Source organism: Mesorhizobium sp. WSM4821 (assembly GCF_055901555.1).
Genome location: NZ_CM148371.1, coordinates 2,039,729 through 2,062,698, shown reverse-complemented (window position 1 = coordinate 2,062,698; position 22,970 = coordinate 2,039,729). Strand labels below are relative to the sequence as shown.

Genomic DNA, 22,970 nt, shown 5'->3' with positions numbered 1-22,970 from the left:
ACACAACCATGGCAACCGTCTTCAACGTCCTCGCTGTCCTCGTCATGGTCGCCGTGGTGATCGTGCTGATCCGCGGCCTCGTCAACATGATGCGCGGCGGCTCCGGCATGACTTCCAACAAGCTGATGCAGACACGTGTGCTGCTGCAGTTCGTGGCATTGGTGCTGATCATCCTGGCGGTGTATGTCACCCGCAAATGACGAGGGTGGCGATTTTGGGAGGCTGAAGCGTGGTCAAGCTCAACAAGATCTACACTCGCACCGGCGACGACGGCACCACCGGCCTTGGCACCGGCGAACGGCGGCTGAAATCCGATTTGCGTGTCGACGCCTATGGCACGGTCGACGAGGCCAATGCCTGCATCGGCATGGCCCGCATCCACACCGCAGCGACACATCGGGCGATCGACGCGATGCTTAGCCGGATCCAGAACGATCTTTTCGACCTCGGCGCCGATCTGGCCGTGCCGGACGACGGCAAGCCGCTCGGCTATGAGCCGCTGCGCATCGCCGCTGTGCAGACCGACCGCGTCGAGAGGGACATCGACCTGCTCAATAGGGATCTGCAGCCGCTCAAATCCTTCGTGCTCAACGGCGGCACGCCGGCAGCCGCCGCCCTTCACCTCGCCCGCACGGTGGCGCGGCGGGCCGAGCGCGTCGTGGTGGCGCTGGCACAAGACCCAGACGAGCATGTCAACCGCGAGGCGATAAGATACATCAACCGCGTATCGGACTTTCTGTTCGTCGCCGCACGCGCCGTCAATGACAACGGAAACGCCGACGTGCTATGGGTTCCCGGCAAGAACCGCTGAATCTGCCGAGGCGGGAGGGGGTCCGATGTTCATCCCGCTTTACGACACCAACCGGCTGCGTCACATCAAACTGCAATATGTGACGATCGGCCTGATCGCGTTCAACACGCTCATCTATTTCGCCACCGCGCTTGGCGGCGAGCAGTTCTCCAACGCCGCTGTGCTGAGCCTCGGCTTCATTCCGTCTGTCGTGCACGACAGCGTGGAGCTGGCTCCGCAGTTTGTCGTGATCCCGGAGAGTCTGAGCTACGTCACCTATTCCTTCCTGCATGCGGATATCTTCCACCTCGGCGGCAACATGCTGTTCCTCTGGGTGTTTGGGGACAATGTCGAGGATGCGCTCGGCCATGTCCGCTTTCTCGTCTTCTACCTGCTTTGCGCCATCGCCGGTGCCTTCTTCCAGGGGCTGGTCGCGTGGGATTCGCAGGTTCCGCTGATCGGCGCCTCGGGCGCCATTGCCGGCGTGGTCGCCGCCTATCTGATGCTCTATCCGCGGGTGAAGGTATGGGTGCTGGCCTTTGCCCGCATTCCGCTGCGCATCCCGGCCTTCATCCCGCTCATCCTGTGGATCCTGTTTCAAATCGTGATGTTCGCCGCTGGTGGCGAGGACCAGATTTCCTGGGCCTGCCATGTCGGCGGCATCATCGCCGGCGCCGTGCTGGTGCTCATCTTGCGCAACCGCGGCGTACCACTGCTCGCCGGCGCTGACGGGGAGCCCGCGGTTGCAGCCGGCCAGACGCCGGTTCCTGCCGGCCCTGTTGAGAGCAATGAACCACCGGCGCAGCCGGCACCGCGCTGGGGACGGGGAATTGCGTCCAGTCCGGACTGAACCGATTTGAGTGCTTTCCGGATATTGACGTGCAGGGTTACCGCAACTACGGAAGCTTTCCACCACATTGGGCGGTCGGAGACTAGAATTCCGTCCGGAATGTCGGCTTTCGACAATTCCGAAGAGGCGCACACTGCTATAGCGCGCCCAATTATCTTGAAAGAGGTGGCTTTCGTGAAAGAGGTGACAGGCAAATGAAGATCCTTGTGCCCGTGAAGCGGGTTGTGGATGCGAACGTCAAGGTTCGTGTGAAGGCTGACGGTTCGGCGGTGGAGCTCGCCAACGTCAAGATGGCGATGAACCCGTTCGACGAGATCGCGGTCGAAGAGGCGATCCGGCTGAAGGAGGCCGGCAAGGCTGAGGAGATCATCGTCGTCTCGATCGGGCCGCAGCAGGCGCAGGAGACCTTGCGCACCGCGCTCGCCATGGGCGCCGACCGCGCCATCCTGGTCAAGACCGACGAGCAGACCGAGCCGCTCGGCGTCGCCAAGGTGCTGAAGGGTGTGGTCGAGGCGGAACAGCCCGGCCTCGTCATCCTCGGCAAGCAGGCGATCGACGACGATTCCAACCAGACCGGCCAGATGCTGGCCGCACTTCTGGGCTGGGCGCAAGGCACTTTTGCTTCCAAGGTGGTTATCGACGGCGACAAGGCCAAGGTGACGCGCGAGGTCGATGGCGGCCTGCAGACGGTGGAGCTGAAGATGCCGGCGATCGTGACGGCGGATCTTCGCCTCAATCAGCCGCGCTATGCCTCGCTGCCCAACATCATGAAAGCCAAGAAGAAGCCGCTCGATGAGAAAAGCCCGGCCGACTACGGCGCCGACGTCACGCCGCGGCTGAAGGTGATCAAGACCGAGGAGCCGGGTGGCCGCAAGGCAGGCGTCAAGGTCAAGAGCGTCGCCGAACTGGTCGACAAGCTCAAGAACGAAGCCGGCGTTTTGTAAGCGATCGGAAAAGGAACAAGAAAATGGCAATTCTCCTCATCGCAGAACACGACAACGCCACCCTTTCCGACCAGACCGCAAAGGCGCTTTCGGCGGCGCTGCAGATCGGTTCGGACGTGCATGTGCTGGTTGCCGGCAAAGGCGCCAAGGGCGCGGCAGATGCCGCCGCCAAGCTCAAGGGCGTAAGCAAGGTGCTGCTCGCCGAAGCCGACGAACTCACCGAGCGGCTCGCCGAGCCGCTGGCCGCACTCGTCGTCAGCATAGCTGGCGCCTATGACACGATCATCGCGCCGGCGACCTCATCGGGCAAGAATGTCGCGCCGCGCGTGGCGGCGCTGCTCGACGTCGCGCAGGTGTCCGAGATCATCGAAATTGTGTCGCCCGACACCTTCAAGCGGCCGATCTATGCCGGCAACGCCATCCAGACCGTGCAGTCGAGCGACGCCAAGAAGGTCATCACCGTGCGCACCGCCTCCTTCCAGGCGGCGCCCGAGGGCGGTTCCGCTCCAGTCGAGACGGTTCAGGCGGCGGCCAATCCCGGCCTGTCGAGCTTCGTCGAGAACAAGCTTTCCGAGACCGACCGTCCGGAGCTGACTTCGGCCAAGATCATCATCTCGGGCGGGCGCGCGCTGGGCTCTTCGGAGAAATTCCAGGAAGTCATCCTGCCGATCGCAGACAAGCTCGGCGCAGCCGTCGGCGCCTCTCGCGCAGCCGTCGATGCCGGCTATGCGCCGAACGACTGGCAGGTCGGCCAGACAGGCAAGGTGGTGGCGCCCGATCTCTACATCGCCGTCGGTATCTCAGGCGCCATCCAGCACCTCGCCGGCATGAAGGATTCGAAGGTCATCGTCGCCATCAACAAGGACGAGGAAGCGCCGATCTTCCAGGTTGCCGATTACGGGCTCGTCGGCGACCTTTTCGTCATTCTGCCGGAACTGCAAAAGGTGCTTTGACGCCTTCTGCTGAAGCGTATTAAATTGTGAAGGGTGGGTAGACGAAGTCGCCCCGCCCTTTTAGTTTGCACCGCACAAAAAGCAGGCCGCAAAAAGGCCATTTGACGGGATCGGTGTAATGAGCAAGATCGAGACGATCGGCATCATCGGCGCGGGCCAGATGGGTGGCGGTATCGCCCATGTTTCCGCGCTTTCAGGCTACAAGGTGCTGGTCTACGATATATCGCCCGACCGCCTCGAAAAGGGCATCGCAACCATCAGCGGCAACATGGCCCGCCAGGTCGGCTCCGGCAAACTCGAGGAAAAGCTGCGCAACGAGGCGATGGCGCGCATTTCGGCGGCGCCCACCATGGCCGACCTCGCTGGTGCCGATCTGGTGATCGAAGCAGCGACCGAGGACGAGACGGTCAAGCGCAAGATCTACGCCCAGCTCTGCCCGCAGCTCAATCCCGAAGCCATCCTGGCGACGAATACCTCGTCGATCTCGATCACACGTCTCGCCGCGCAGACCGACAGGCCGGAGCGTTTCATCGGCATCCACTTCATGAATCCGGTTCCAGTGATGAAGCTGGTCGAACTGGTACGCGGCATCGCCACCGAGGACCAGACCTTCGAAGCGGCAAAGGCCTATGTGAACCATCTCGACAAGACGATTACGGTCTCGGAGGATTTTCCGGCCTTCATCGTCAACCGCATCCTGCTGCCGATGATCAACGAGGCGATCTACACGCTGTATGAAGGTGTCGGCTCGGTCGACGCGATCGACACCGCCATGAGGCTCGGCGCCAACCATCCGATGGGACCGCTGCAGCTTGCCGATTTCATCGGGCTGGACACCTGCCTGTCGATCATGCAGGTGCTGCATGACGGCCTCTCGGACTCGAAATACCGCCCCTGCCCGCTGCTGGTGAAATATGTCGAGGCCGGCTGGCTCGGCCGCAAGACCGGGCGCGGCTTCTACGATTATCGCGGCGAGCATCCCGTTCCGACGCGCTAGAACGTTGCGCGTCCACTTTCACGCGCAACTCTTTGTATCCAGGTATACTGATATCCGATATCCGAGCATCTTTCCAAAATCGAATCCAATTTTGGACCGATGCCGTTAATCGTGCGTCTGCTATTCCCGATCGCGGACCGTCGCTACCAGCGCACGAAAAGCCGCCCGCCGAGCGCGCCGAACGCGGCGAGGATGGCAATCGCGATCGTGTACCAGGTAGCGACGAAAAGCGGCGAGTCGTCGAAGCAGTGTGCGGCATAGAAGGTTGCCGCCAGCCCGCCGGCGAGCAGGCCCGCCACCGTTCCGGCAAGCACCGGCCGCGTTGGCGCGCCATAGCGCAGCACCGCGAGAAAGACGGCAAGCGGCCCGATGCCGATCAGCGGAATGAACGTCAGGCAGATGACTATGTTGCTGCCGACCAGTCGCCTGCCCCAGTCCGCCGCGGGCACGGAAAAGAGCTCCAGAACCACCGCAATGACCACCATCAGCGGTGCGGCGATCATCCAGGCCGCCGCCCTGCTCGTCGATGCACCGGGTGTCGACAGGGCGCGGATCAAGGCGAAGGCGCTGACGGCCAGGGCTGCCGTGAAGACGAATTTGGCGAGGAAGCGCATCGTATGCATGGCGGTCGCGATGTCGGTGCGTGGGCCGATCGCCAGCCAGAAAACCACCGCCGCGATCACGATAGCCGCCCCGGCGGCTACCCACCAGGCCGAACCCAGCGGCATCGTCCTGCTGCGGGCATCGGCGTCAAGCGCCTTGATGAGATCGTCGGTCCTCATGTCATTCCTGCCCGAATCGCTTGGCCCCGAACCGTTTGGCAATGGCGGCGAGCCCGCGATGCAGCGACACGCGCACCGCCGTCTCGCTGATGCCGAATTTCGCCGCCGTCTCGCCGATGGAGCGGCCTTCGACCGATATGGCCGATACAACGGAACGCTGCGCCGGCGGCAGGCCATCCAGGGCCCGGTTGATGTCGCGCTCGCTGACGGTCTCCGCTTCCGGTTCGGCGAAAGTCTCGGCGATGTCGTCGATTTCGATCTCGATGCGCCGCCCACGCCGCCGGAAGGCGTCGATCAGCTTGAAGCGCGCTATGGCGTAGACCCAGGGCAGCACTGCCAAATCCTGGCGCCAGGTATGCCGTTTCACATGAATGGCCAGCAAGGTTTCCTGCACGACATCCTCGGGGTCGACTCCGCCCTGCACGATTTTGCGCCTGGCGAAGCCGCGAACGAGAGCAGCCGTCCGGCGCAGAAAGTCGGCGTAAGCCCTTTCATCTCCAGCGATCGCGGCCCGCATCAGCCGGGAAAGCTCGGCCTCGTCATTGCCGGTCACAAGAGTTCACTCCCCGATATTCGCACTCGGCGGTGGTTTGTTACGTGGCCGACGAAATAATGTCCAAGCCAAAATATGCGAATATCACGAAGGTTTCACCTCCAGCGCCCGATTTACGCTTCTCTCCAATGTTGACTACACCGATCAGGTATTGATAGGTGCGCCTTGCCAAATCAAAAAGCCATCAAGATCGAGAGGGAATGACGTCTATGAAATATGCTCTTTCCGCCCTTGCCGGTGCCACCGCACTGGCCGTCAGCCTGATCGTCGGCCCGGCGATGGCCCAGGACGGCGGCATCGTCGTCTACAATGCCCAGCATGAAAGCCTGACCAATGCCTGGGTGGAAGGTTTCACCAAGGAAACCGGCATCAAGGTCACCGTTCGCCACGGCGGCGACAGCGATTTCTCCAACCAGATCGTCGCCGAAGGCGCCGCCTCGCCGGCCGACGTGTTCCTGACTGAAAACTCACCCGCCATGGTGCTGGTCGAATCCGCCGGGCTGTTCGCGCCGGTCGACGCCGACACGCAGGCGCAGGTTCCGCAGGATTACCAGCCGGCCAGCGGCAAATGGGTGGGCATCGCCGCGCGCAGCACCGTCTTTGTCTACGACAAGACCAAGCTGACCGCCGAGCAATTGCCCAAGTCGCTGCTCGATCTCGCCGATCCGAGCTGGAAGGGACGCTGGGCCGCGTCGCCCTCCGGCGCCGATTTCCAGGCGATCGTCAGCGCGCTTTTGCAGCTCAAGGGTGAGGCCGCAACGGCCGGCTGGCTGAAGGCGATGAAGGAGAACTTCACCGCCTACAAGGGCAACAGCACGGTGATGAAGGCGGTCAACGCCGGCGAAATCGAGGGCGGCGTGATCTATCACTATTACTACTATGGCGACCAGGCCAAGACCGGTGAGAACAGCAAGAACATCGGGCTCCACTATTTCAGGAACCAGGACCCGGGCGCGTTCGTCTCGGTCTCCGGCGGCGGCGTGCTGGCTTCCAGCAAGCACCCGAAGGAAGCGCAGGCTTTCCTGAAATGGGTGACCGGCAAAGGTGGTCAGGACGTGCTGAAGACCGGTGATTCCTTCGAATACGCGGTCGGCAAGGGCGCGGAGTCCAATCCGGCGCTCGTACCGCTGGCCGATCTGCAGGCGCCGAAAGTCGACGCGACGACGTTGAACTCCAAGAAGGTGACCGATCTGATGACGGCAGCCGGCTTGCTTTAGTCCGCGTTCGTCCTAAAAGGGCAACCGACTGCGCTCCTGCGGGAATTCGCTTTCCGTGGGAGCGCTCTGTTTTTTGAGGTGGCATTCGTCCATGACGACAAGCTGCGTTTTTGGCCACTTTGTCGGCCCTTCGATCATCTCCGCCACCGAGCCGCAGCGGCGGGGCGTCTGAGCCGATGCAATCTGCGGCCGATCTTGCGCGTTCAGGCTTGCCGGCCGGCATGCCGGCTGGGCAATGGACGCGCCGGCGGCCGATATCCTGGATTTCGCTCGCCGCCATCCTCATCTCGCTTTTTTCCCTGCTGCCGCTTGCCTTCATCCTCTGGATTGCCGTGCAGACCGGCTGGGAAACCGTATCGGCACTGGTCTTCCGGCCGCGTGTCGGCGAGCTGCTGACCAACACCCTCCTTCTGGTGGTGCTGGCCGTACCGGCCTGCATCGTGCTCTCGGTGGCGCTGGCCTGGCTGACCGAACGCAGCGATCTCCCTGGTGCCCGCCTGTGGGCCTGGCTGTCAGTAGCGCCGCTCGCCATCCCCGCCTTCGTGCACAGCTACGCCTGGATCAGCCTGGTGCCGGGGCTGCACGGCCTGTGGGCCGGCGTTCTGATTTCCGTCGTCGCCTATTTCCCGTTCCTCTATCTGCCGGTGGCGGCAGCTTTGCGCCGGCTCGATCCCGCTCTCGAAGACGCCGCGGCAGCGCTGGGCCTCGGACCGTGGCGCGTTTTCCGGCGGGTGGTTCTGCCGCAGCTCAGGCTCGCCATCTGCGGCGGTTCGCTGCTGGTCGGCCTGCATCTCCTGGCCGAGTACGGGCTCTACGTGTTCATCCGCTTCGACACCTTCACCACGGCGATCGTCGACCAGTTCCAGTCGACCTTCAACGGACCGGCCGCCAACATGCTGGCTGCCGTGCTGGTGACATGCTGCTTCGTGCTGCTTGGGATCGAAGTGCTCGTGCGCGGCGAGGAGCGCTATGCCCGCGTCGGCTCGGGCGCGGCGCGCCAGCAGCAGCGCACATGCCTCGGCCGCGCCACGATCCCTTGCCTGCTGCTGCCGGCCATCACCGCGCTGCTGGCGCTTGGCGTGCCATTCGTCACCATCAGCCGCTGGCTTGTGGCCGGCGGCGCCGATGTCTGGCGGTTCGCCGAGATCGGCCTGGCGCTCGGCCAGACCCTGTTCCTGGCGCTCGCCGGCGCCCTGCTCGCCACCGTCGCCGCCATGCCGATGGCCTGGATCTCGATCCGCGCGCCGGGACCGCTGCAGCGCGTTCTGGAAGGCTGCAACTACATCGCCGGCTCGCTGCCCGGCGTCGTCGTGGCGCTGGCGCTGGTCACCATCACCGTGCGCATCGCTCTGCCGCTCTACCAGACCCTGTTTACGATCCTCGTTGCCTATGCGTTGATGTTCCTGCCGCGCGCCCTGATCAGCCTGCGGGCGTCGATCGCGCAGGCGCCGGTCGAACTCGAACGCGCCGCCGCCAGCCTAGGCCGGTCACCGCTCAAGGCGCTGTGGTCGACGACGATCCGCCTGTCGGCGCCGGGGGCCGCGGCGGGAATGGCGCTGGTGGCGCTCGGCATCATGAACGAATTGACCGCCACGCAGATGCTGGCTCCCAACGGCACCCGCACGCTGGCGATGGCGTTCTGGTCTCACAGCGGCGAGATCGACTATGCATCCGCCGCACCCTACGCCCTGATCATGGTGGCGATGTCGCTGCCGCTGACCTGGCTGCTCTACGTCCAGTCGAAGCGGATGGCCGGGCGATGAGCTTCCTCGAACTCACCGATGTGCACAAGCATTACGGTCCGGTGGCCGCACTGGCCGGGATCGACCTCAGCGTGGCCAGCGGCAGCCGCACCGCGATCGTCGGGCCGTCCGGCTGCGGCAAGACGACCTTGCTGCGGCTGATCGCTGGCTTCGAGGCGCCGGACCAGGGCCGCATCGTGCTCGACGGCAAGGTGCTGGCCAATGGCGGCAGTGCCGTGCCAGCATATCAGCGCGGCATCGGCGTGGTGGCGCAGGACGGCGCCCTGTTCCCGCATCTGAGCATCGCCGACAATATCGGCTTCGGCATGGCGCGCGGCGAGGACAGGCCCACCGAGCGCATCGTCGAGCTCGCCTATATCGTCGGGCTGGACAAGGCGATCCTGAAACGGCGGCCGCACGAGCTCTCCGGCGGCCAGCAGCAGCGTGTGGCGCTGGCCCGCGCCATGGCCATGAAGCCGCGCCTGATGCTGCTCGACGAGCCGTTCTCGGCGCTCGACACGGGCCTGCGCGCGTCAATGCGCAAGGCGGTGGCCGAGCTTCTGGAGGCCGCCGGCATCACCACGATCCTGGTCACGCACGACCAGGCCGAGGCGCTGTCCTTTGCCGGTCAGGTCGCGGTGATGCGCGACGGCAAGTTCTCGCAGATCGGCACGCCGCGCGAGCTCTATCTCAAGCCGAAGGACAGGATGGTCGCCGAATTCCTCGGCGATGCCATCATCCTGCCGGCCAAGATCGCGGACGGCTTCGCTAGCTCGCCGCTCGGCCGCATCGCCGTCGACAGCACCGAGCGGCGCGATGTCGCCCGCATCATGCTGCGGCCGGAACAGGTGCTGCTGAAACGGACGTCGCGTGAAGGCATGTCGGGCACGCCGGAGATGCTGTTCGGCGAGGTGACGGAATCCGAATTCGCCGGATCGATGTGCACCATCGCGGTGCGGCTCTTGAACAGTCCCGATCCGCCTGATGCAGCAGCGATCGGCAACACGCCATTGATCCTGCGCAAGCCGGGCATAGACACACCGGTGGTCGGCGAGATTGTCCGACTGACCGTTTCCGGCAAGGCGCATGTGTTTGCCTGAACGCACTTGCGTCTCTCGATGCTCGCTGGTCAGGACGACAGGCTGGCTTCAATCGGCCCGATTACCGGCCTGATCGAACCAATGCAGTTTTTCGGACTTGGCCACGACGCGCAACCGGTCGCCGGGCTTGGCGGTGGCGCGACCTGAGATGCGCACGACGATGCGGCTGCCGCCTGCCGCGCAGTGAAGAAAGCTTTCGGCACCGACCGGTTCGACCGCCTCGACCGTCGCCGGCAGCACGAGCGCTCTGGGCGGCGCCTCCGTGTTGAAGGTGACGTCGGCATCTTCCGGGCGAAACCCGAGTGTCGCGGCTTGTGTTTCGGGAGGTGCGAAGCCGATCGCCGTGCCATCGGCCAGTGCCATGCCTGAGGAACTTCCGGTCAGCGCCAAAAGGTTCATCGGCGGCGCGCCGATGAAGGAGGCGACGAAGATCGAGGCCGGCTTCTCGTAGATGTCGAGCGGCGCGCCCGTTTGCTCGACCAGTCCGGCGTTCATGACGACGAGGATGTCGGCCAGCGTCATCGCCTCGAGCTGGTCATGGGTGACATAGACCGAGGTGACGCCAAGCGTGCGCTGCAAATTCTTGATCTCGACCCGCATCTGGCCGCGCAGTTTGGCATCGAGATTGCTGAGCGGCTCGTCGAACAGGAAGACTTTCGGGTTGCGCACGATGGCGCGGCCCATGGCGACGCGCTGGCGCTGGCCGCCGGAAAGCTCGCGCGGGCGCCGGTCGAGCAGCGCCGAAAGCTCCAGCACCTTGGCGGTCGAGCGCACCCTGCTGTCAATCTCGTCCTTCGGCGCGCCGCGATTGCGCAGGCCATAGGCCATGTTGTCATAGACCTTCATATGCGGGTAAAGTGCATAGTTCTGGAACACCATGGCGATGTCGCGCTCGGTCGGGCCGATGGCGTTGACCACCTTGCCGTCGATGGCGACAGTACCGGCAGAAATGGTCTCCAACCCGGCGATCATCCTCAGCAGCGTGGACTTGCCGCAGCCGGAAGGGCCGACCAGCACGCAAAGCTCCTTGTCGGGAATGGCGATGGAAACCCCCTTCACGGCTTCGACGCCACCGGGATAGACCTTCTTCACGTCCTTCAGATCGACAGTCGCCATCGGCTTCTCACTTTTCGGATTCGACCAGGCCACGCACGAACCAGCGTTGCATCAGCACGACCACCAGGATCGGCGGCACGATGGCCAGCATCGCTGTGACCATGACCAGGTGCCATTCGGTGTCGGCATCGGCGAAAGAGACCATCTTTCTCAGCGCGATGACGATGGTGTTCATATCGTTGCTGTTGGTGACGAGCAGCGGCCAAAGATACTGCGTCCAGCCATAGATGAAGAGGATCACGAACAGCGCCGCGATGTTGGTGCGTGACAGCGGCAAGAGGATATCGAAGAAGAAGCGCCATGGCCCGGCGCCGTCGACACGCGCCGCCTCGACCAATTCGCCCGGTATGGTCATGAAGAACTGGCGAAACAGCAGCGTCGCGGTGGCCGAGGCGATCAGCGGGATGATCAGACCGGCATAGGTGTCGATCATGCCGAGATCGACCATCACCTTGTAGGTCGGCAGGATGCGCACTTCCACGGGAAGCATCAAGGTGATGAAGATCAGCCAGAAGAAGGTCATGCGCAGGGGAAAGCGGAAGAACACGATGGCGTAAGCCGACAGGATCGAGATGAAAATCTTTCCCACCGCAACGCCGAGCGCCATGATCGTGGTGTTGAGGAGTAGTTGCCCGACGCTGACGCCGCCGATGCGACCAATGCCGCCGAACAGCGCCTCCCTGTAATTGTTCCAGAGCTGGCCGCCGGGCAGGAGCGGCAGAGGCGGCCTGAGGATCGTTTGCAGCGTGTGTGTCGAGGCAACGAACGTGTAATAGATCGGAAAAGCCACGATCAATATGCCAAGGATCAGCACGGCATGGGCGACGAAGGTGCGGAGCGGGGACTGGCCGATCATCACTGCCCTCAACCGTAGTGGACTTTGCGTTCCACGTAGCGGAACTGGATGGCCGTGAGCGCGATGACGATTGCCATCAGGATGACCGACTGCGCCGCCGAGTCGCCTAGGATCAGATTGACGAAGCCGTCATTGTAGACCTTGTAGACCAGCGTCTCGGTCGTCTTGCCAGGCCCGCCGCCGGTGACGGCATGAACGATCCCGAATGTATCGAACAGGGCATAGACGGTGTTGACCACCAGCAGGAAAAAGGTCGTCGGGGCAAGCAGCGGGAAAACGATGGTCCAGAAGCGCTTGGTCTCGCCGGCGCCGTCCATGGCCGCTGCCTCGATCAGCGTTTTCGGCACCGCCTGCAGACCGGCGACGAAGAACAGGAAATTGTAGCTGATCTGCTTCCAGGCAGCCGCCGACACCAGCAGGATCATGGCGTGGGTGCCGTTGAGAAGCGGATCCCATGCGATGCCGAGGCTTCTCAGCAAGTACGCCAACGAGCCGATCGAAGGATTGAACAGAAACAGCCACAGCATGCCGGCAATCGCCGGCGCCACGGCATAAGGCCATATCAACAGAGTGCGGTAGAGGCCTTTGCCGCGCACCGCCTTCTCGGCCATGACCGCAAGCAGGAGCGCCACGCCCATGGCGACGATCGCGGTAGCAAGCGAGAACACCACTGTGACCTTGATCGAATTGAGGTAGGCCGGATCGGCCAGCACCTTCCGGAAATTGGCGAACCAGACGAACTTGGTTCTCAACCCGAACGGGTCTTGCCTGAGCATCGACTGGTAAAGCGCCTGACCGGCCGGCCAGTAGAAGAAAACCAGTGTTATGGCGAGTTGTGGCGCCACCAGAAGGTAGGGCAGGATCTTGTTGGGAAAGACGACGCGTGGAGACAGGCTGATTTCCCTCGCTATCCAGGAGCCGCCCACGCGAGCTCGCGTGGGCGATTCAAACCGACATCAACCGAGATAGACCTCGTCAGTTCTCTAGCGCTTCCTTGATCGCGGCGTTGCCGCGCGTGACCGCATTGTCGAGCGCCTGCTGCGCGGTTTGCTGGCCAGCCAGCATCTTCTCGAGCTCCTCGTTCTGGATATCGCGCACCTGCGGCAGATTCGGCAGGCGTACGCCCTTCGAGTTGTCGGTCGGCGCCTTGCCCGTCATCTGCAGGATGGGTGTCTCGCGGCCGGGATTCTTGTCATAGAAGCCCGATTTCTTGGTCGCCTCGTAGGCGGCGAGCGTCACTGGCAGGTATCCCGACTTCTGGTGCAGATATTCCTGCACATCGGTCTTGGACAGATACGCGAAGAAGGCCGCGACGCCCTTGTATTGCTCGTCCGACTTGCTGCCGAACACCCATAGGCTGGCACCGCCCGGCGTGGTGTTCTGCGGTGCGCCCTTGGCGTCGGTATCGTAGGGAAGCTGGCCGATGCCGTAGTTCATGCCTGACTTGACGATGTCGCCGAGGCCGCCCGACGATTCGGTGAAGATGCCGCATTCGCCGGCAAGGAAGATCTGCTTGGCTTCGGAGGTGCGCCCGCCATATTTGAAGGTACCGTCCTTGGCGAGGTCCGCGAGCGCCTGGAAGTGGTTGACGAAAATCGGTGCGTTGATCTTGAGTTCGACATCGCCGCCGGCCAGGCCGTTCTGCTGGGTGGCCCACGACACATCGTTCCATGCCGCGAAATTCTCCAGATGGATCCAGGTCAGCCAGGTAGAGGTATAACCGCAAGAGGCGGCGCCGCTCGCCTTGATCTTCTTGGCGGCTTCCCACACCTCGTTCCAGGTCTTGGGCGGGTTGTCTACATCGAGCCCCGCCTTCTGGAAGATGTCCTTGTTGTAGTAGAGGATCGGCGAGGAGGAGTTGTAGGGGAAGGACAGCATGGTGCCGTCCGGCTTCGAATAATAACCGACGATGCCGGGCAGGTATTGGCTTTTGTCGAAGGTCATGCCAGCACCGGTCATCACATCGGCTACCGGTTTGATCGCGCCCTCGGCCGCCATCATCACGCCGGTACCGACGTCGAACACCTGCAGGATATCGGGCGCCTGTCCGGCGCGGAAGGCAGCGATGCCGGCATTCAGCGTCTCCGGATAGGTGCCCTTGAACACCGGAACGAGCTCATAATCGCTCTGGCTGGCATTGAAATCCTTGGAGATCTTGTCGACAACCTCGGCGTTGGCGCCGGTCATGGCGTGCCACCAGCTGATCTGCGTGACTGCAAAGGCGGAGGTTGTGGAAAGCAGGGTCAAGGTGGCGGCAACACCGGCCGCGAAGCCGAAGAACTTCATGTTTCATCTCCCGTTTGTCATTGGCGAAAGGGGCACGCTCGCAAAGGCAATATGTGCCGCTCGTGACAATTGGACAACGGTTTTATTGCGGATCGATGAACTCGATCTCCGATCAAAGTTGTACATGCCTCCAAATGGGAGCCGATGGAAAGGATTTGCCAAGCCGGCTTACCATTCGAACAGCGGCGACGGAAACCGGCACAATCGCCCGCTCAGTCCGTCCCGCCGAGTGCCGCCTCGATCAGCCGCCTGGCGTCCGGTCCCGACCATTCGGCCGGGCCGTTCATATGAGCGATCAGGCAGCCTTCACCGTCGATCAGCATGGTGACCGGCAGGCCGAGCGCCAAGCCTCTCGTCTTGAGATCGTTGAACAGCGCCATCGTCGAATCGCGGTAGTAGCCGAGCGTTTCGACGCCGGTTTCCTCGAGGAACTTCTTCGGCTTGGTATCATCGCCGGCATCGACGTTGACCGCGACGACCTCGAAGGCGTCGCTGCCCATCTCTTTCTGCAGCGCGTCGAGCGCCGGCATTTCGGCGCGGCAGGGCGCGCACCATGTCGCCCACAGATTGAGCAGCACCGTCTTGCCGGCGTGATCGGCGAGCGTCATAGGCTTGCCGCCAGGGTCGTTGAAGGCAAGGCTTTTCAGCGATTGCGGCGGATCGGCCGGCAAAAGCGCGGCGACCTGGCCGGTGGCAGCAGCCGCGATCGTCTTGGCGCGATCGGCCTTGGCGGTGCAGGCGGTATCGTCCTTGCCGTCGCCAACCGCGACTTCAGCGGGCGCGTTGTTGCCAGAACCGCTCTCGCTGACATATACCGCGACCGCGCCGGCAAGCACGCCCGCCACCAAGGCGGCGAGGATGAGGCGCGGGGCCGGGAAAAATTTATTGCCGTCTGCCATTTTTTTAGAACTGCTCCGGAGCACGGGTTATAGCGATGAGCGACAAGAAGGCCAGCAACCAGATGTGGGGCGGACGTTTTGCCTCGGGTCCGGCCGCGATCATGGAGGCGATCAACGCGTCGATCTCCTTCGACCGCAAACTCTACGCGCAGGATATCAGAGGCTCGATCGCCCACAGCGAGATGCTGGCGCAAACGGGCATTATTTCGGCGGCCGATCAAGAAAAAATCGCTCACGGGCTGAACACGATCCTGGCAGAGATCGAAGCCGGCAGTTTCGAGTTCTCGACAAGGCTGGAAGACATCCACATGAATGTCGAGGCTCGCCTTGCCGAGTTGATCGGTCCGGCCGCCGGCCGCCTGCACACCGCCCGCTCGCGCAACGACCAGGTGGCGGTCGATCTCAGGCTATGGGTCAAGGACGAGTGCTTTCGCGTCGCCGAGGCGCTGAAGGGCCTGATCACGGCGTTCCTGGAACGCGCCGAAGAGCACGCAGCAACGGTGATGCCTGGCTTCACCCACATGCAGGCAGCGCAGCCGGTGACCTTCGGCCACCACTGCATGGCCTATGTCGAGATGTTTTCGCGCGACCTGTCGCGTGTTCGCGACGCCATCGAACGGATGGACGAAAGCCCGCTCGGTGCCGCCGCCCTTGCCGGCACCAGCTTCCCGATCGACCGGCACCGGACAGCCAAGGCGCTCGGCTTCCGCGGGCCGATGCGCAACTCCCTGGACAGCGTTTCGGACCGCGATTTCGCGATGGAGTTTCTGGGGCTGGCGGCAATCTGCGCAACGCACCTGTCGCGGCTGGCCGAAGAGATCATCATCTGGTCGACACCGCAATTCGGCTTCGTCAGGCTATCGGACTCATTCTCCACCGGCTCTTCGATCATGCCGCAGAAGAAGAACCCCGACGCGGCCGAACTGGTGCGCGGCAAGACCGGCCGCGTCACCGGCCATCTGGTCGGCCTCCTGACGGTGATGAAGGGGATGCCGCTGACGTACGGCAAGGACATGCAGGAAGACAAGGAATCCGTGTTCGACGCCGCCGAGACGCTCGACCTGATGCTGGCGGCGATGACCGGCATGGTGCGCGACATGACGGTGAACGCCGCCGCCATGAAGAAGGCTGCCGGGTCAGGCTATTCGACGGCGACCGACCTTGCCGACTGGCTGGTGCGCACGCTCGGCCTGCCGTTCCGCGAGGCGCATCACGTCACCGGCCGCGCGGTGGCGCTGGCCGAAGAGAAGAAGCTCGGACTCGACAGGCTACCGCTGGAAGATCTGCAATCCATTCACCCCGGCATCACGGCGGACGTGTTTTCCGTGCTGGCCGTACAGAATTCGGTGAAGAGCCGGACGAGCTTCGGCGGCACCGCTCCGTCGGAAGTGAGGAAGCAGATCCGGTACTGGAAAAAGCGCATCGCCAAGGCGTGATGCCAGGGTGCAATGCCAGCAAAACTCGGCTAAAAGCGGCGGGCGAAAGTTTCGGACGGATGGCACGGATGACCGCAAGCAGGATTTTGGTGACACTGACGCTGCTGGCGGCGATGACGGCCGTTACGGCCTGCGGCAGGAAGTCCGGGCTCGACACGCCCTATGAAGCGGCCGTGCAGGCACGCAAGGACGCCGAGAAGGCCAAGCAGCCTGTGCCGCCGGAGCCGGAAAAACCGGTCGAGGACAGGAAGTTCGTTCTCGACCCGCTGATCTAGAGCCGATGAGATCATCCGATCTCATTGTGCTCCAACTTCCGGAACCACTCTTGTGAACCATTTCGATTACCGCGACGGCGTGCTGCATGCCGAGGACGTGGCGATACCGGATATCGCCGCAGGTGTCGGCACGCCGTTCTATTGCTATTCGACGGCGACGCTGACCAGGCATTTCCGCGTGTTTGCGCAGGCCTTTGCCGGGCTCGACGCGCTGGTCTGCTACGCCATGAAGGCGAATTCCAATCAGGCGGTGCTGAAGATCCTGGCCAAGCTCGGTGCCGGCGCCGACGTTGTCTCCGAAGGCGAATTGCGCCGTGCGCTGGCCGCCGGCGTTCCGGCCAGCAAGATCCTGTTTTCGGGCGTCGGCAAGACCGCGCGCGAAATGGATTTTGCGCTCTCCGCCGGCATTCTCTGTTTCAATGTCGAATCCGAGCCGGAACTGGAAATGCTGTCGGCCCGCGCCATGGCGCAGGGCAAGATGGCGGCGATCTCGCTGCGCATCAACCCGGATGTGGATGCCAAGACCCACAAGAAGATCTCCACCGGCAAGGCCGAGAACAAGTTCGGCATTCCCTGGCAGAAGGCGCGCCAGGTCTATGCCCGCGCGGCTGAACTGCCGGGCATCAAGGTTACCGGCATCGACACCCATATCGGCAGCCAGATCACCGAGTTGCAGCCCTTCGACGACGCCTTCGCGCTGCTGGTGGAACTGGTCGGCGCGCTGCGCGCCGACGGGCACGCCATCGAGCATGTCGATCTCGGCGGCGGCCTCGGCATTCCCTACCGCGTCGACAACAGCCCGCCTCCCTTGCCGGACGCTTATGCCCAGATCGTCAAGAGGCATGTCGCCAAGCTTGGATTGAAGGTGATGTTCGAGCCGGGCCGGCTGATATCAGGCAATGCCGGCATCCTCGTTTCGCAAGTGATCTTCGTGAAGGAGGGCGATGCCCGGAATTTCTTGGTCGTCGACGCCGCGATGAACGATCTGATCCGGCCGACGCTCTACGACGCCTTCCATGACATCAAGCCGGTGGTGCAGCAGCCGGCTGCGGCGCCGCGCATGACGGTCGACGTCGTCGGGCCGGTCTGCGAGACCGGCGACTATCTCGGCCTCGACCGCGACCTGCCGCGGCTGAAGGCCGGCGACCTGATCGCTGTCGCCACCGCCGGCGCCTATGGCGCGGTGCAGGCCGGCACCTACAACACCAGGCCGCTGGTGCCCGAAGTGCTGGTCGACGGCGACCGTTTCCATGTCGTGCGCCCACGCCAGACCTATGACGAGCTGATCGGACTGGATTCGGTGCCTGATTGGCTGGAATAGACCGAACCGAAGGTCCGCGTCAGCGAAAAAGCGGGAACCGGTTTTCGGAAGCGATCATGGTCAAACAAGAATAGACCGCCTGCAGCGCTACAGCCGGTGCTGAATAAGCGCCCGGGTCTCGGCGATCCTGTCTTCGTCGCGGCGATAAAACGTCCACTGCTTGATGCGTTTGCTGCGCAGAAGGCCCGCCTGGGTGAGCACCCGCATATGCTCGCTGAGCGTTGCCTGGGTGATCCCCAGCTTTTCCGCGATCAACAGCGCGCAGACGCCGTCCTCGACCAGGTCGCCATCCGCCTGTGGCGAAAAATGCGCGCGCGGGTTCTTCAGCCAGTCGAGGATTTGCAGCCTGCGCTCGTTGGCGATCGCCTTGAAGACATCGACCTCTTGCATTTAGCCATTTTGCTAAGTTACTAAGTAATGTCAACCCTTGGGAGCAGGCCATGCTGAACGGCAATATGATCACACGCGAGCGCATCGCTTCGATGGAGCCGCGCATCCGGCCATTCGTGCGCCACACGCCGGTGCTGCGTGTCGACATGGCCGATTTCGGCCGCCCGCCTCTTGGCGTCGACCTGAAGCTCGAATGCCTGCAGCATTCCGGCTCGTTCAAGGCGCGCGGCGCTTTCACCAATCTCCTCGAACGGCCGGTTCCCAAGGCCGGAGTCGTCGCTGCATCGGGCGGCAATCACGGTGCCGCGGTCGCCTATGCCGCCATGCGGCTCGGCCACAAGGCGACCATCTTCGTTCCCGAAGTGAGCCCGCCGGCCAAGCTGGAACGCATCCGCGGCTACGGCGCCGATCTGGTCGTCGGCGGTGGGCGCTATGCCGAGGCGCTGGCTGCTAGCGAAGACTTTGCCGAAAAGTCCGGCGCGCTGCAGATCCACGCCTTCAACCAGGAGGAAACGCTGGTCGGGCAAGGCACGCTTGGCCTAGAGATCGAGGCCGACCTGCCTGAACTCGACACTCTGCTGGTCGCCGTCGGTGGCGGCGGCTTGATCGGCGGCATCGCCGCCTGGTTTGCCGGCCGCATCAGGATCATCGCTGTCGAGCCTGAGGGTGCGCCGACGCTCTATCGCGCCTTTGAGGCCGGTCGGCCCGTCGATGCGCCGGCCGAGGGCATCGCCGCCGATTCGCTGGCGCCCAAGCGCGTCGGTGAATTGATGTTTCCGATCGCCGAGGCCTTCGTCGAGCGTTCCATATTGGTCGGCGACGACGAGATCGTCGCCGCACAAGCGGCGCTTTGGGACCGGGCGCGTATCATTTCCGAGCCGGGCGGCGCCGCGGCCTTCGCTGCGATCCTTTCCGGCCGCTACGCGCCGGCCGCGGGCGAGCGCGTCGCCGTGCTGGTCTGCGGTGCAAACGCCAATCCGGCTAAATTCTGACGATAACGCGAGCAGTCCTGTTCACGTTTTCGGGAACCGCCTCGCCTTCGCCGTGTTTGTTGGTATGTTTCGAGTCGTGAGGTTCGGGCTATCCCGCCCGACCGGGGAAGGGCCGATGACGCAACGACCCACCTTCATCAGCGATCGCAGCCTGGCCGGGCGCCTTGCCCTGAGCCGGCTGGCGACGCGGGTCTCGATGACGGTCGAGCGTGGCTGGCCGCTGCTGCTTCCGCTGGTCATTGTCGCCAGCCTGTTCCTCAGCGTCTCGTGGCTCGGCCTCTTCCTTCTGCTGCCCGATATAGCGCGCATCGGCCTTTTGGCAGTGTTCGGCATCGCAGCCCTTGCCGCGCTCTATCCCCTGCGTTTCTTCCGGCTGCCGTCCAGCGCCGAGATCGACCGGCGCATCGAGGCGGCCAACCAATTGCTGCACAGCCCGGTGCTGGTGCAGACCGACCGGCCGAGCGGCCGGGAAAGCATTTTTTCGCAAGCGCTGTGGCGCGAGCACCAGAAACGCATGGCCGAAAAACTCGGCAACCTCGGTGGCGACCTGCCGCGCACGCGGGTCCCGGAGCGCGACCCGTGGGGGCTGCGCGCGGTGGCGGCGCTTTTGTTGATCACCGCCTTTGCCTTCTCCTTCGGACCGTCGGGCGGCCGCATCGCAGACGGGTTCAGTGCCCAAGCGGCGCGTGACGCCGTGCCGCCGCGTATCGACGCCTGGGTGACGCCGCCGGCTTACACCGGCAGGCCGCCGGTCTTCCTCACAGCCCCGGCCGTCGCCAGCCCAGCCCTCGCCAACAATCGCAATCAGGCGGCGTCCGCCTTCACCGTTCCGGAAGGCAGCGATGTATCGCTGCGCGTCACCGGCGGTTCGGGCGAGGAAACGCTGAGCTACACGGACGCCGGCGGCAACGCCCGCATTATCGAGCCGACTGGGCAGCAGGCCGGCGCGACCAAGCCGGCGGCAACCTCGACAGCGCCTTCCGCGGTGCGCCAGTTCACCGGAAAGCTGACGGCCAACGGCACGCTGACGCTGGAAGCGGGCGGTGACGAACTCGGCCGATGGGCCTTCGCGGTGATCCAGGACAAGCCGCCGCAGATCCGCTTCGTCGGCGAGCCGAAACGCGCCGCCAACGGCACATTCGAACTCAACTACCAGATCGATGACGACTATGGCGCGGCGGCCGCGAAGACCGATTTCGCATTGGCCGAGCCACCGGCGCCGGATGCGCATCCGCTCTATGGCCCGCCCGAAATGGCGCTGTCGCTGCCGCGCCGCGGCGCCAAGGGGAATGCAGCCAAGACCACGAAGGACCTGACCGAACATGTCTGGGCCGGCGGCAACATCAAGCTCACGCTTGTCGCCACCGACGATGCCGGACATACGGCAACCAGCGAAACCAAAACGCTGGTGATGCCGGAGCGGCCTTTCTCCAATCCGCTGGCCAGGGCCGTGATCGAGCAGCGCCGTGTGCTGGCGCTCGACGCCAACGCCAAGAACCGCGTGCTCGACCTGATGGACGCGATCACGCTCAGGCCCGAAGACACCTTCGACAACATGGCGCACTACCTCGCCATCATGAGCGCCCGCAGCCGGTTGAAGATAGCCGACAACGACGACCAGTTGCGCGACGAGATCGCCTATCTGTGGGAAATCGCCCTCGGCATCGAGGAAGGCAATCTTTCGGCGGCCGAGCGGCGGCTGCGCCAGGCCCAGCAGGCGCTGCAGGACGCGATCAGGAACGGCGCCAGCGACGAGGAAATCGACAAGGCGATGAAGGAACTGCGCGAGGCGATGAACCAGTTCCTGCAGGAATTCGCCCAGCGCGCGCAGCAGAATCCGAACGCGCCGCAGATGCAGCAGAACGGCCAGGAACTGCGCCAGAGCGACATCGAACGCATGATGGACCAGATCGAGGATCTGGCGAAGTCCGGCGATCGCGACAGCGCGCAGCAATTGCTTTCGCAACTGCAGGACATGATGAACAATCTGCAGGCCGGACGCCAGCAGCAGGGCGGCCAGCAGAACAGCGAGATGCGCCAGCAGATGGACAAGCTCGGCGAAATCATGCGTCGCCAGCAGGAGATGATGAACGAAACCTTCCGCATGGACCAGAGGCAGCGCGGCCAGCGCCAGCGCGGAGAGAATCGCGACGAGCAGCTCGGCGAGAACGGCGAGCCGGGCCCAATGGACGAGCAAGGCAAGCCCGGCCCCGGAGAAGACCGCGATCCGCTCGGCCGGCAGAAGCCGATGACGCCGCAGGAATTCGCCGATGCGCTGAAGCGGCTGCAGGAAGGCCAGGGCAAGCTGCAAGGCGACCTCGACCAGTTGAGAAAAGGTCTCGAAGGCATGGGGCTCGAGCCCAATGAGGGATTTGGCGACGCCGGCAAATCCATGGGCAGTGCCGAACAGGCGCTTGGTGAGAGCGACGGCGACCAGGCCGTCGGTCATCAGGGTCGCGCGCTGGAGGCGTTGCGCAGGGGCGCCAAGGACATGATGAAGCAATTGCAGGCCATGCAGGGCGACGAGGGCGGCAGCGAGCAGGGCGGCCGCCAGCAGAACGCCGACCGCGATCCGCTCGGCCGGCCGCGCGCCACCGAGGGTCCCGATGATGGAAGTTCGGTGAAGGTCCCGGATGAGATCGACGTGCAGCGCGCGCGCCAGATACTCGATGCGATCCGCAAGCGGCTCGGCAATGCGCTCAGCCCCGAAATCGAGCGCAGCTATCTGGAACGGCTCCTGGAGCTGAAGTAGTTCGTCCTCCAAGGGACGAAACATCGCCCAAGATCAGTCAAACGGTTGCGATATCCTTTGCGGAGAGGGCAGCGTTGTCATGATCGACTTCTGGTTTTCTATCGGCAGCACCTATAGCTATCTCTCTGTGATGCGCCTGGCTGAGGTCGGGGCGCAAACCGGTGTGCACTTCCGATGGCGCCCCTTCAATGTTCGCGCCATCATGATCGAGATGGACAATATCCCGTTTGCCAAAAAACCGGCGAAGGCCGCCTATATGTGGCGCGACATCGAACGGCGCGCGGCGATGTACAAGATGGTCCCGAAACTGCCGACGCCCTACCCGCTGGCTGAGCTCGAACGCGCCAATCGTGTAGCGGTCATTGCCGCGGCCGAAGGCTGGTGCGAGGCCTATGCCCGGGGAAGCTACAGGCGATGGTTCGAACAGGGCGAGCCGGCGGGCAGCGAACCCAATCTTTCAGCCAGCATCGAAGAGGCCGGTCAGCAGCCAAGACGCGTCCTGCGGAAAGCCGATTCCGACGCAGCGAATGCCGATCTTGCCGCAGCAACCGAACAGGCGAAGGCGCTGGGCATTTTCGGCTCGCCGAGTTTCGTCGTCGACGGCGAACTGTTCTGGGGCGACGACCGCCTGGATGACGCCATACGCTGGCTGAAGCAGATGGAAAGCGGCCCGCCGGATTGATGCATGTCGCCCAAAAGTGCGCGGCGTTTTGGGATAA

At 63.6% G+C, this 22,970-nt stretch carries 23 protein-coding genes; 15 read left to right on the top strand and 8 right to left on the bottom strand.

All coding sequences use genetic code 11. From position 1 onward, the window contains the following. Positions 1-8 precede the first annotated feature (8 nt). The 6 genes from AC0NID_RS09915 to AC0NID_RS09890 all read left to right on the top strand — a co-directional run bounded on the left by AC0NID_RS09915 (position 9) and on the right by AC0NID_RS09890 (position 4,534). Complete coding sequence (locus AC0NID_RS09915) at positions 9-200, top strand: twin transmembrane helix small protein (protein ID WP_473457625.1); 192 nt, start codon at positions 9-11, stop codon at positions 198-200. A gap of 29 nt (positions 201-229) precedes the next feature. Beyond that, positions 230-811 (top strand): cob(I)yrinic acid a,c-diamide adenosyltransferase, encoded by a 582-nt coding sequence (locus tag AC0NID_RS09910; protein ID WP_473457626.1) that lies wholly within the window; start codon positions 230-232, stop codon positions 809-811. A 25-nt stretch (positions 812-836) separates the two neighbouring features. Beyond that, complete coding sequence (locus tag AC0NID_RS09905; protein ID WP_473457627.1) at positions 837-1,640, top strand: rhomboid family intramembrane serine protease; 804 nt, start codon at positions 837-839, stop codon at positions 1,638-1,640. Between the two features lie 194 nt (positions 1,641-1,834). Beyond that, positions 1,835-2,584 (top strand): electron transfer flavoprotein subunit beta/FixA family protein, encoded by a 750-nt coding sequence (locus AC0NID_RS09900; protein WP_473457629.1) that lies wholly within the window; start codon positions 1,835-1,837, stop codon positions 2,582-2,584. 23 nt (positions 2,585-2,607) lie between these two features. Continuing rightward, complete coding sequence (locus AC0NID_RS09895) at positions 2,608-3,537, top strand: electron transfer flavoprotein subunit alpha/FixB family protein (RefSeq protein WP_473457631.1); 930 nt, start codon at positions 2,608-2,610, stop codon at positions 3,535-3,537. Between the two features lie 118 nt (positions 3,538-3,655). Further along, a complete protein-coding gene (locus AC0NID_RS09890) occupies positions 3,656-4,534 on the top strand; it encodes a 3-hydroxybutyryl-CoA dehydrogenase (protein ID WP_473457633.1) in 879 nt (292 codons plus the stop codon). Between the two features lie 143 nt (positions 4,535-4,677). On the opposite strand, the gene AC0NID_RS09885 is transcribed toward AC0NID_RS09890, so the two are convergent. Both AC0NID_RS09885 and AC0NID_RS09880 read right to left on the bottom strand, forming a co-directional pair. After that, positions 4,678-5,316, bottom strand: a complete 639-nt coding sequence (locus tag AC0NID_RS09885) for an NrsF family protein (RefSeq protein WP_473457635.1) — start codon at positions 5,314-5,316, stop codon at positions 4,678-4,680. A gap of 1 nt (position 5,317) precedes the next feature. Next, entirely contained in the window at positions 5,318-5,869 is a 552-nt protein-coding gene (locus tag AC0NID_RS09880) for a sigma-70 family RNA polymerase sigma factor (RefSeq protein WP_473457636.1), read from the bottom strand. Positions 5,870-6,078: 209 nt separating this feature from the next. Here AC0NID_RS09880 and AC0NID_RS09875 point away from each other — a divergent pair, with 209 nt between their 5' ends. The 3 genes from AC0NID_RS09875 (at position 6,079) to AC0NID_RS09865 (ending at position 9,928) form a co-directional block, all read left to right on the top strand. Continuing rightward, positions 6,079-7,086 carry an iron ABC transporter substrate-binding protein gene (locus AC0NID_RS09875; RefSeq protein ID WP_473457638.1) on the top strand — a complete coding sequence of 336 codons (1,008 nt, stop codon included), beginning with the start codon at positions 6,079-6,081 and terminating at the stop codon, positions 7,084-7,086. A gap of 176 nt (positions 7,087-7,262) precedes the next feature. Continuing rightward, positions 7,263-8,849 carry an ABC transporter permease gene (locus AC0NID_RS09870; RefSeq protein ID WP_473457640.1) on the top strand — a complete coding sequence of 529 codons (1,587 nt, stop codon included), beginning with the start codon at positions 7,263-7,265 and terminating at the stop codon, positions 8,847-8,849. Next, positions 8,846-9,928 (top strand): ABC transporter ATP-binding protein, encoded by a 1,083-nt coding sequence (locus AC0NID_RS09865; protein ID WP_473457641.1) that lies wholly within the window; start codon positions 8,846-8,848, stop codon positions 9,926-9,928. The genes AC0NID_RS09870 and AC0NID_RS09865 overlap by 4 nt, the downstream gene beginning before the upstream one ends. A 48-nt stretch (positions 9,929-9,976) precedes the next feature. On the opposite strand, the gene AC0NID_RS09860 is transcribed toward AC0NID_RS09865, so the two are convergent. From AC0NID_RS09860 to tlpA, 5 genes are all read right to left on the bottom strand, one after another. Continuing rightward, entirely contained in the window at positions 9,977-11,044 is a 1,068-nt protein-coding gene (locus AC0NID_RS09860; protein WP_473457643.1) for a sn-glycerol-3-phosphate import ATP-binding protein UgpC, read from the bottom strand. Between the two features lie 7 nt (positions 11,045-11,051). Beyond that, positions 11,052-11,900 carry a sn-glycerol-3-phosphate ABC transporter permease UgpE gene (gene ugpE, locus AC0NID_RS09855; RefSeq protein ID WP_473457645.1) on the bottom strand — a complete coding sequence of 283 codons (849 nt, stop codon included), beginning with the start codon at positions 11,898-11,900 and terminating at the stop codon, positions 11,052-11,054. 8 nt (positions 11,901-11,908) lie between these two features. Next, entirely contained in the window at positions 11,909-12,793 is an 885-nt protein-coding gene (gene ugpA, locus AC0NID_RS09850; RefSeq protein ID WP_145720088.1) for a sn-glycerol-3-phosphate ABC transporter permease UgpA, read from the bottom strand. Between the two features lie 82 nt (positions 12,794-12,875). After that, positions 12,876-14,186, bottom strand: a complete 1,311-nt coding sequence (gene ugpB / locus AC0NID_RS09845) for a sn-glycerol-3-phosphate ABC transporter substrate-binding protein UgpB (RefSeq protein WP_473457646.1) — start codon at positions 14,184-14,186, stop codon at positions 12,876-12,878. 212 nt (positions 14,187-14,398) lie between these two features. Continuing rightward, the gene (gene tlpA, locus AC0NID_RS09840) at positions 14,399-15,085 is read right to left on the bottom strand and encodes a thiol:disulfide interchange protein TlpA (protein WP_473457647.1); all 687 of its coding nucleotides are present in this window, start codon (positions 15,083-15,085) and stop codon (positions 14,399-14,401) included. Positions 15,086-15,120: 35 nt separating this feature from the next. Between tlpA and argH the strand changes: the two genes are divergently transcribed. From argH to lysA, 3 genes are all read left to right on the top strand, one after another. Further along, complete coding sequence (argH, locus tag AC0NID_RS09835; protein WP_473457648.1) at positions 15,121-16,521, top strand: argininosuccinate lyase; 1,401 nt, start codon at positions 15,121-15,123, stop codon at positions 16,519-16,521. Positions 16,522-16,589: 68 nt separating this feature from the next. Continuing rightward, complete coding sequence (locus AC0NID_RS09830) at positions 16,590-16,796, top strand: hypothetical protein (RefSeq protein WP_473457650.1); 207 nt, start codon at positions 16,590-16,592, stop codon at positions 16,794-16,796. 52 nt (positions 16,797-16,848) lie between these two features. Continuing rightward, positions 16,849-18,117, top strand: a complete 1,269-nt coding sequence (gene lysA / locus AC0NID_RS09825; RefSeq protein ID WP_473457652.1) for a diaminopimelate decarboxylase — start codon at positions 16,849-16,851, stop codon at positions 18,115-18,117. Positions 18,118-18,204: 87 nt separating this feature from the next. On the opposite strand, the gene AC0NID_RS09820 is transcribed toward lysA, so the two are convergent. Next, the gene (locus tag AC0NID_RS09820) at positions 18,205-18,507 is read right to left on the bottom strand and encodes an ArsR/SmtB family transcription factor (protein ID WP_473457653.1); all 303 of its coding nucleotides are present in this window, start codon (positions 18,505-18,507) and stop codon (positions 18,205-18,207) included. Between the two features lie 50 nt (positions 18,508-18,557). On the opposite strand from AC0NID_RS09820, the gene AC0NID_RS09815 reads away from it, so the two are divergent. The 3 genes from AC0NID_RS09815 to AC0NID_RS09805 all read left to right on the top strand — a co-directional run bounded on the left by AC0NID_RS09815 (position 18,558) and on the right by AC0NID_RS09805 (position 22,933). Further along, positions 18,558-19,499: a threonine/serine dehydratase gene (locus tag AC0NID_RS09815; RefSeq protein ID WP_473457655.1), complete on the top strand. Its 942-nt coding sequence runs from the start codon at positions 18,558-18,560 to the stop codon at positions 19,497-19,499. A gap of 115 nt (positions 19,500-19,614) precedes the next feature. Next, positions 19,615-22,251 (top strand): TIGR02302 family protein, encoded by a 2,637-nt coding sequence (locus AC0NID_RS09810; protein ID WP_473457657.1) that lies wholly within the window; start codon positions 19,615-19,617, stop codon positions 22,249-22,251. 79 nt (positions 22,252-22,330) lie between these two features. After that, entirely contained in the window at positions 22,331-22,933 is a 603-nt protein-coding gene (locus tag AC0NID_RS09805) for a DsbA family protein (RefSeq protein ID WP_473457659.1), read from the top strand. Positions 22,934-22,970 lie beyond the last annotated feature (37 nt).

What these genes read in the sequence shown, in the direction of transcription:
- AC0NID_RS09915 (WP_473457625.1), top strand. Translation starts at nt 9, where the DNA reads ATGGCAACCGTCTTCAACGTCCTCGCTGTCCTCGTCATGGTCGCCGTG.
- AC0NID_RS09810 (WP_473457657.1), top strand. Translation starts at nt 19,615, where the DNA reads ATGACGCAACGACCCACCTTCATCAGCGATCGCAGCCTGGCCGGGCGC.
- AC0NID_RS09885 (WP_473457635.1), bottom strand. Translation starts at nt 5,316, where the DNA reads ATGAGGACCGACGATCTCATCAAGGCGCTTGACGCCGATGCCCGCAGC.
- AC0NID_RS09865 (WP_473457641.1), top strand. Translation starts at nt 8,846, where the DNA reads ATGAGCTTCCTCGAACTCACCGATGTGCACAAGCATTACGGTCCGGTG.
- ugpB (WP_473457646.1), bottom strand. Translation starts at nt 14,186, where the DNA reads ATGAAGTTCTTCGGCTTCGCGGCCGGTGTTGCCGCCACCTTGACCCTG.
- AC0NID_RS09860 (WP_473457643.1), bottom strand. Translation starts at nt 11,044, where the DNA reads ATGGCGACTGTCGATCTGAAGGACGTGAAGAAGGTCTATCCCGGTGGC.
- AC0NID_RS09890 (WP_473457633.1), top strand. Translation starts at nt 3,656, where the DNA reads ATGAGCAAGATCGAGACGATCGGCATCATCGGCGCGGGCCAGATGGGT.
- AC0NID_RS09805 (WP_473457659.1), top strand. Translation starts at nt 22,331, where the DNA reads ATGATCGACTTCTGGTTTTCTATCGGCAGCACCTATAGCTATCTCTCT.
- AC0NID_RS09905 (WP_473457627.1), top strand. Translation starts at nt 837, where the DNA reads ATGTTCATCCCGCTTTACGACACCAACCGGCTGCGTCACATCAAACTG.
- tlpA (WP_473457647.1), bottom strand. Translation starts at nt 15,085, where the DNA reads ATGGCAGACGGCAATAAATTTTTCCCGGCCCCGCGCCTCATCCTCGCC.
- AC0NID_RS09875 (WP_473457638.1), top strand. Translation starts at nt 6,079, where the DNA reads ATGAAATATGCTCTTTCCGCCCTTGCCGGTGCCACCGCACTGGCCGTC.
- argH (WP_473457648.1), top strand. Translation starts at nt 15,121, where the DNA reads ATGAGCGACAAGAAGGCCAGCAACCAGATGTGGGGCGGACGTTTTGCC.
- AC0NID_RS09900 (WP_473457629.1), top strand. Translation starts at nt 1,835, where the DNA reads ATGAAGATCCTTGTGCCCGTGAAGCGGGTTGTGGATGCGAACGTCAAG.
- AC0NID_RS09870 (WP_473457640.1), top strand. Translation starts at nt 7,263, where the DNA reads ATGCAATCTGCGGCCGATCTTGCGCGTTCAGGCTTGCCGGCCGGCATG.
- ugpE (WP_473457645.1), bottom strand. Translation starts at nt 11,900, where the DNA reads ATGATCGGCCAGTCCCCGCTCCGCACCTTCGTCGCCCATGCCGTGCTG.
- AC0NID_RS09830 (WP_473457650.1), top strand. Translation starts at nt 16,590, where the DNA reads ATGACCGCAAGCAGGATTTTGGTGACACTGACGCTGCTGGCGGCGATG.
- AC0NID_RS09815 (WP_473457655.1), top strand. Translation starts at nt 18,558, where the DNA reads ATGCTGAACGGCAATATGATCACACGCGAGCGCATCGCTTCGATGGAG.
- AC0NID_RS09820 (WP_473457653.1), bottom strand. Translation starts at nt 18,507, where the DNA reads ATGCAAGAGGTCGATGTCTTCAAGGCGATCGCCAACGAGCGCAGGCTG.
- AC0NID_RS09895 (WP_473457631.1), top strand. Translation starts at nt 2,608, where the DNA reads ATGGCAATTCTCCTCATCGCAGAACACGACAACGCCACCCTTTCCGAC.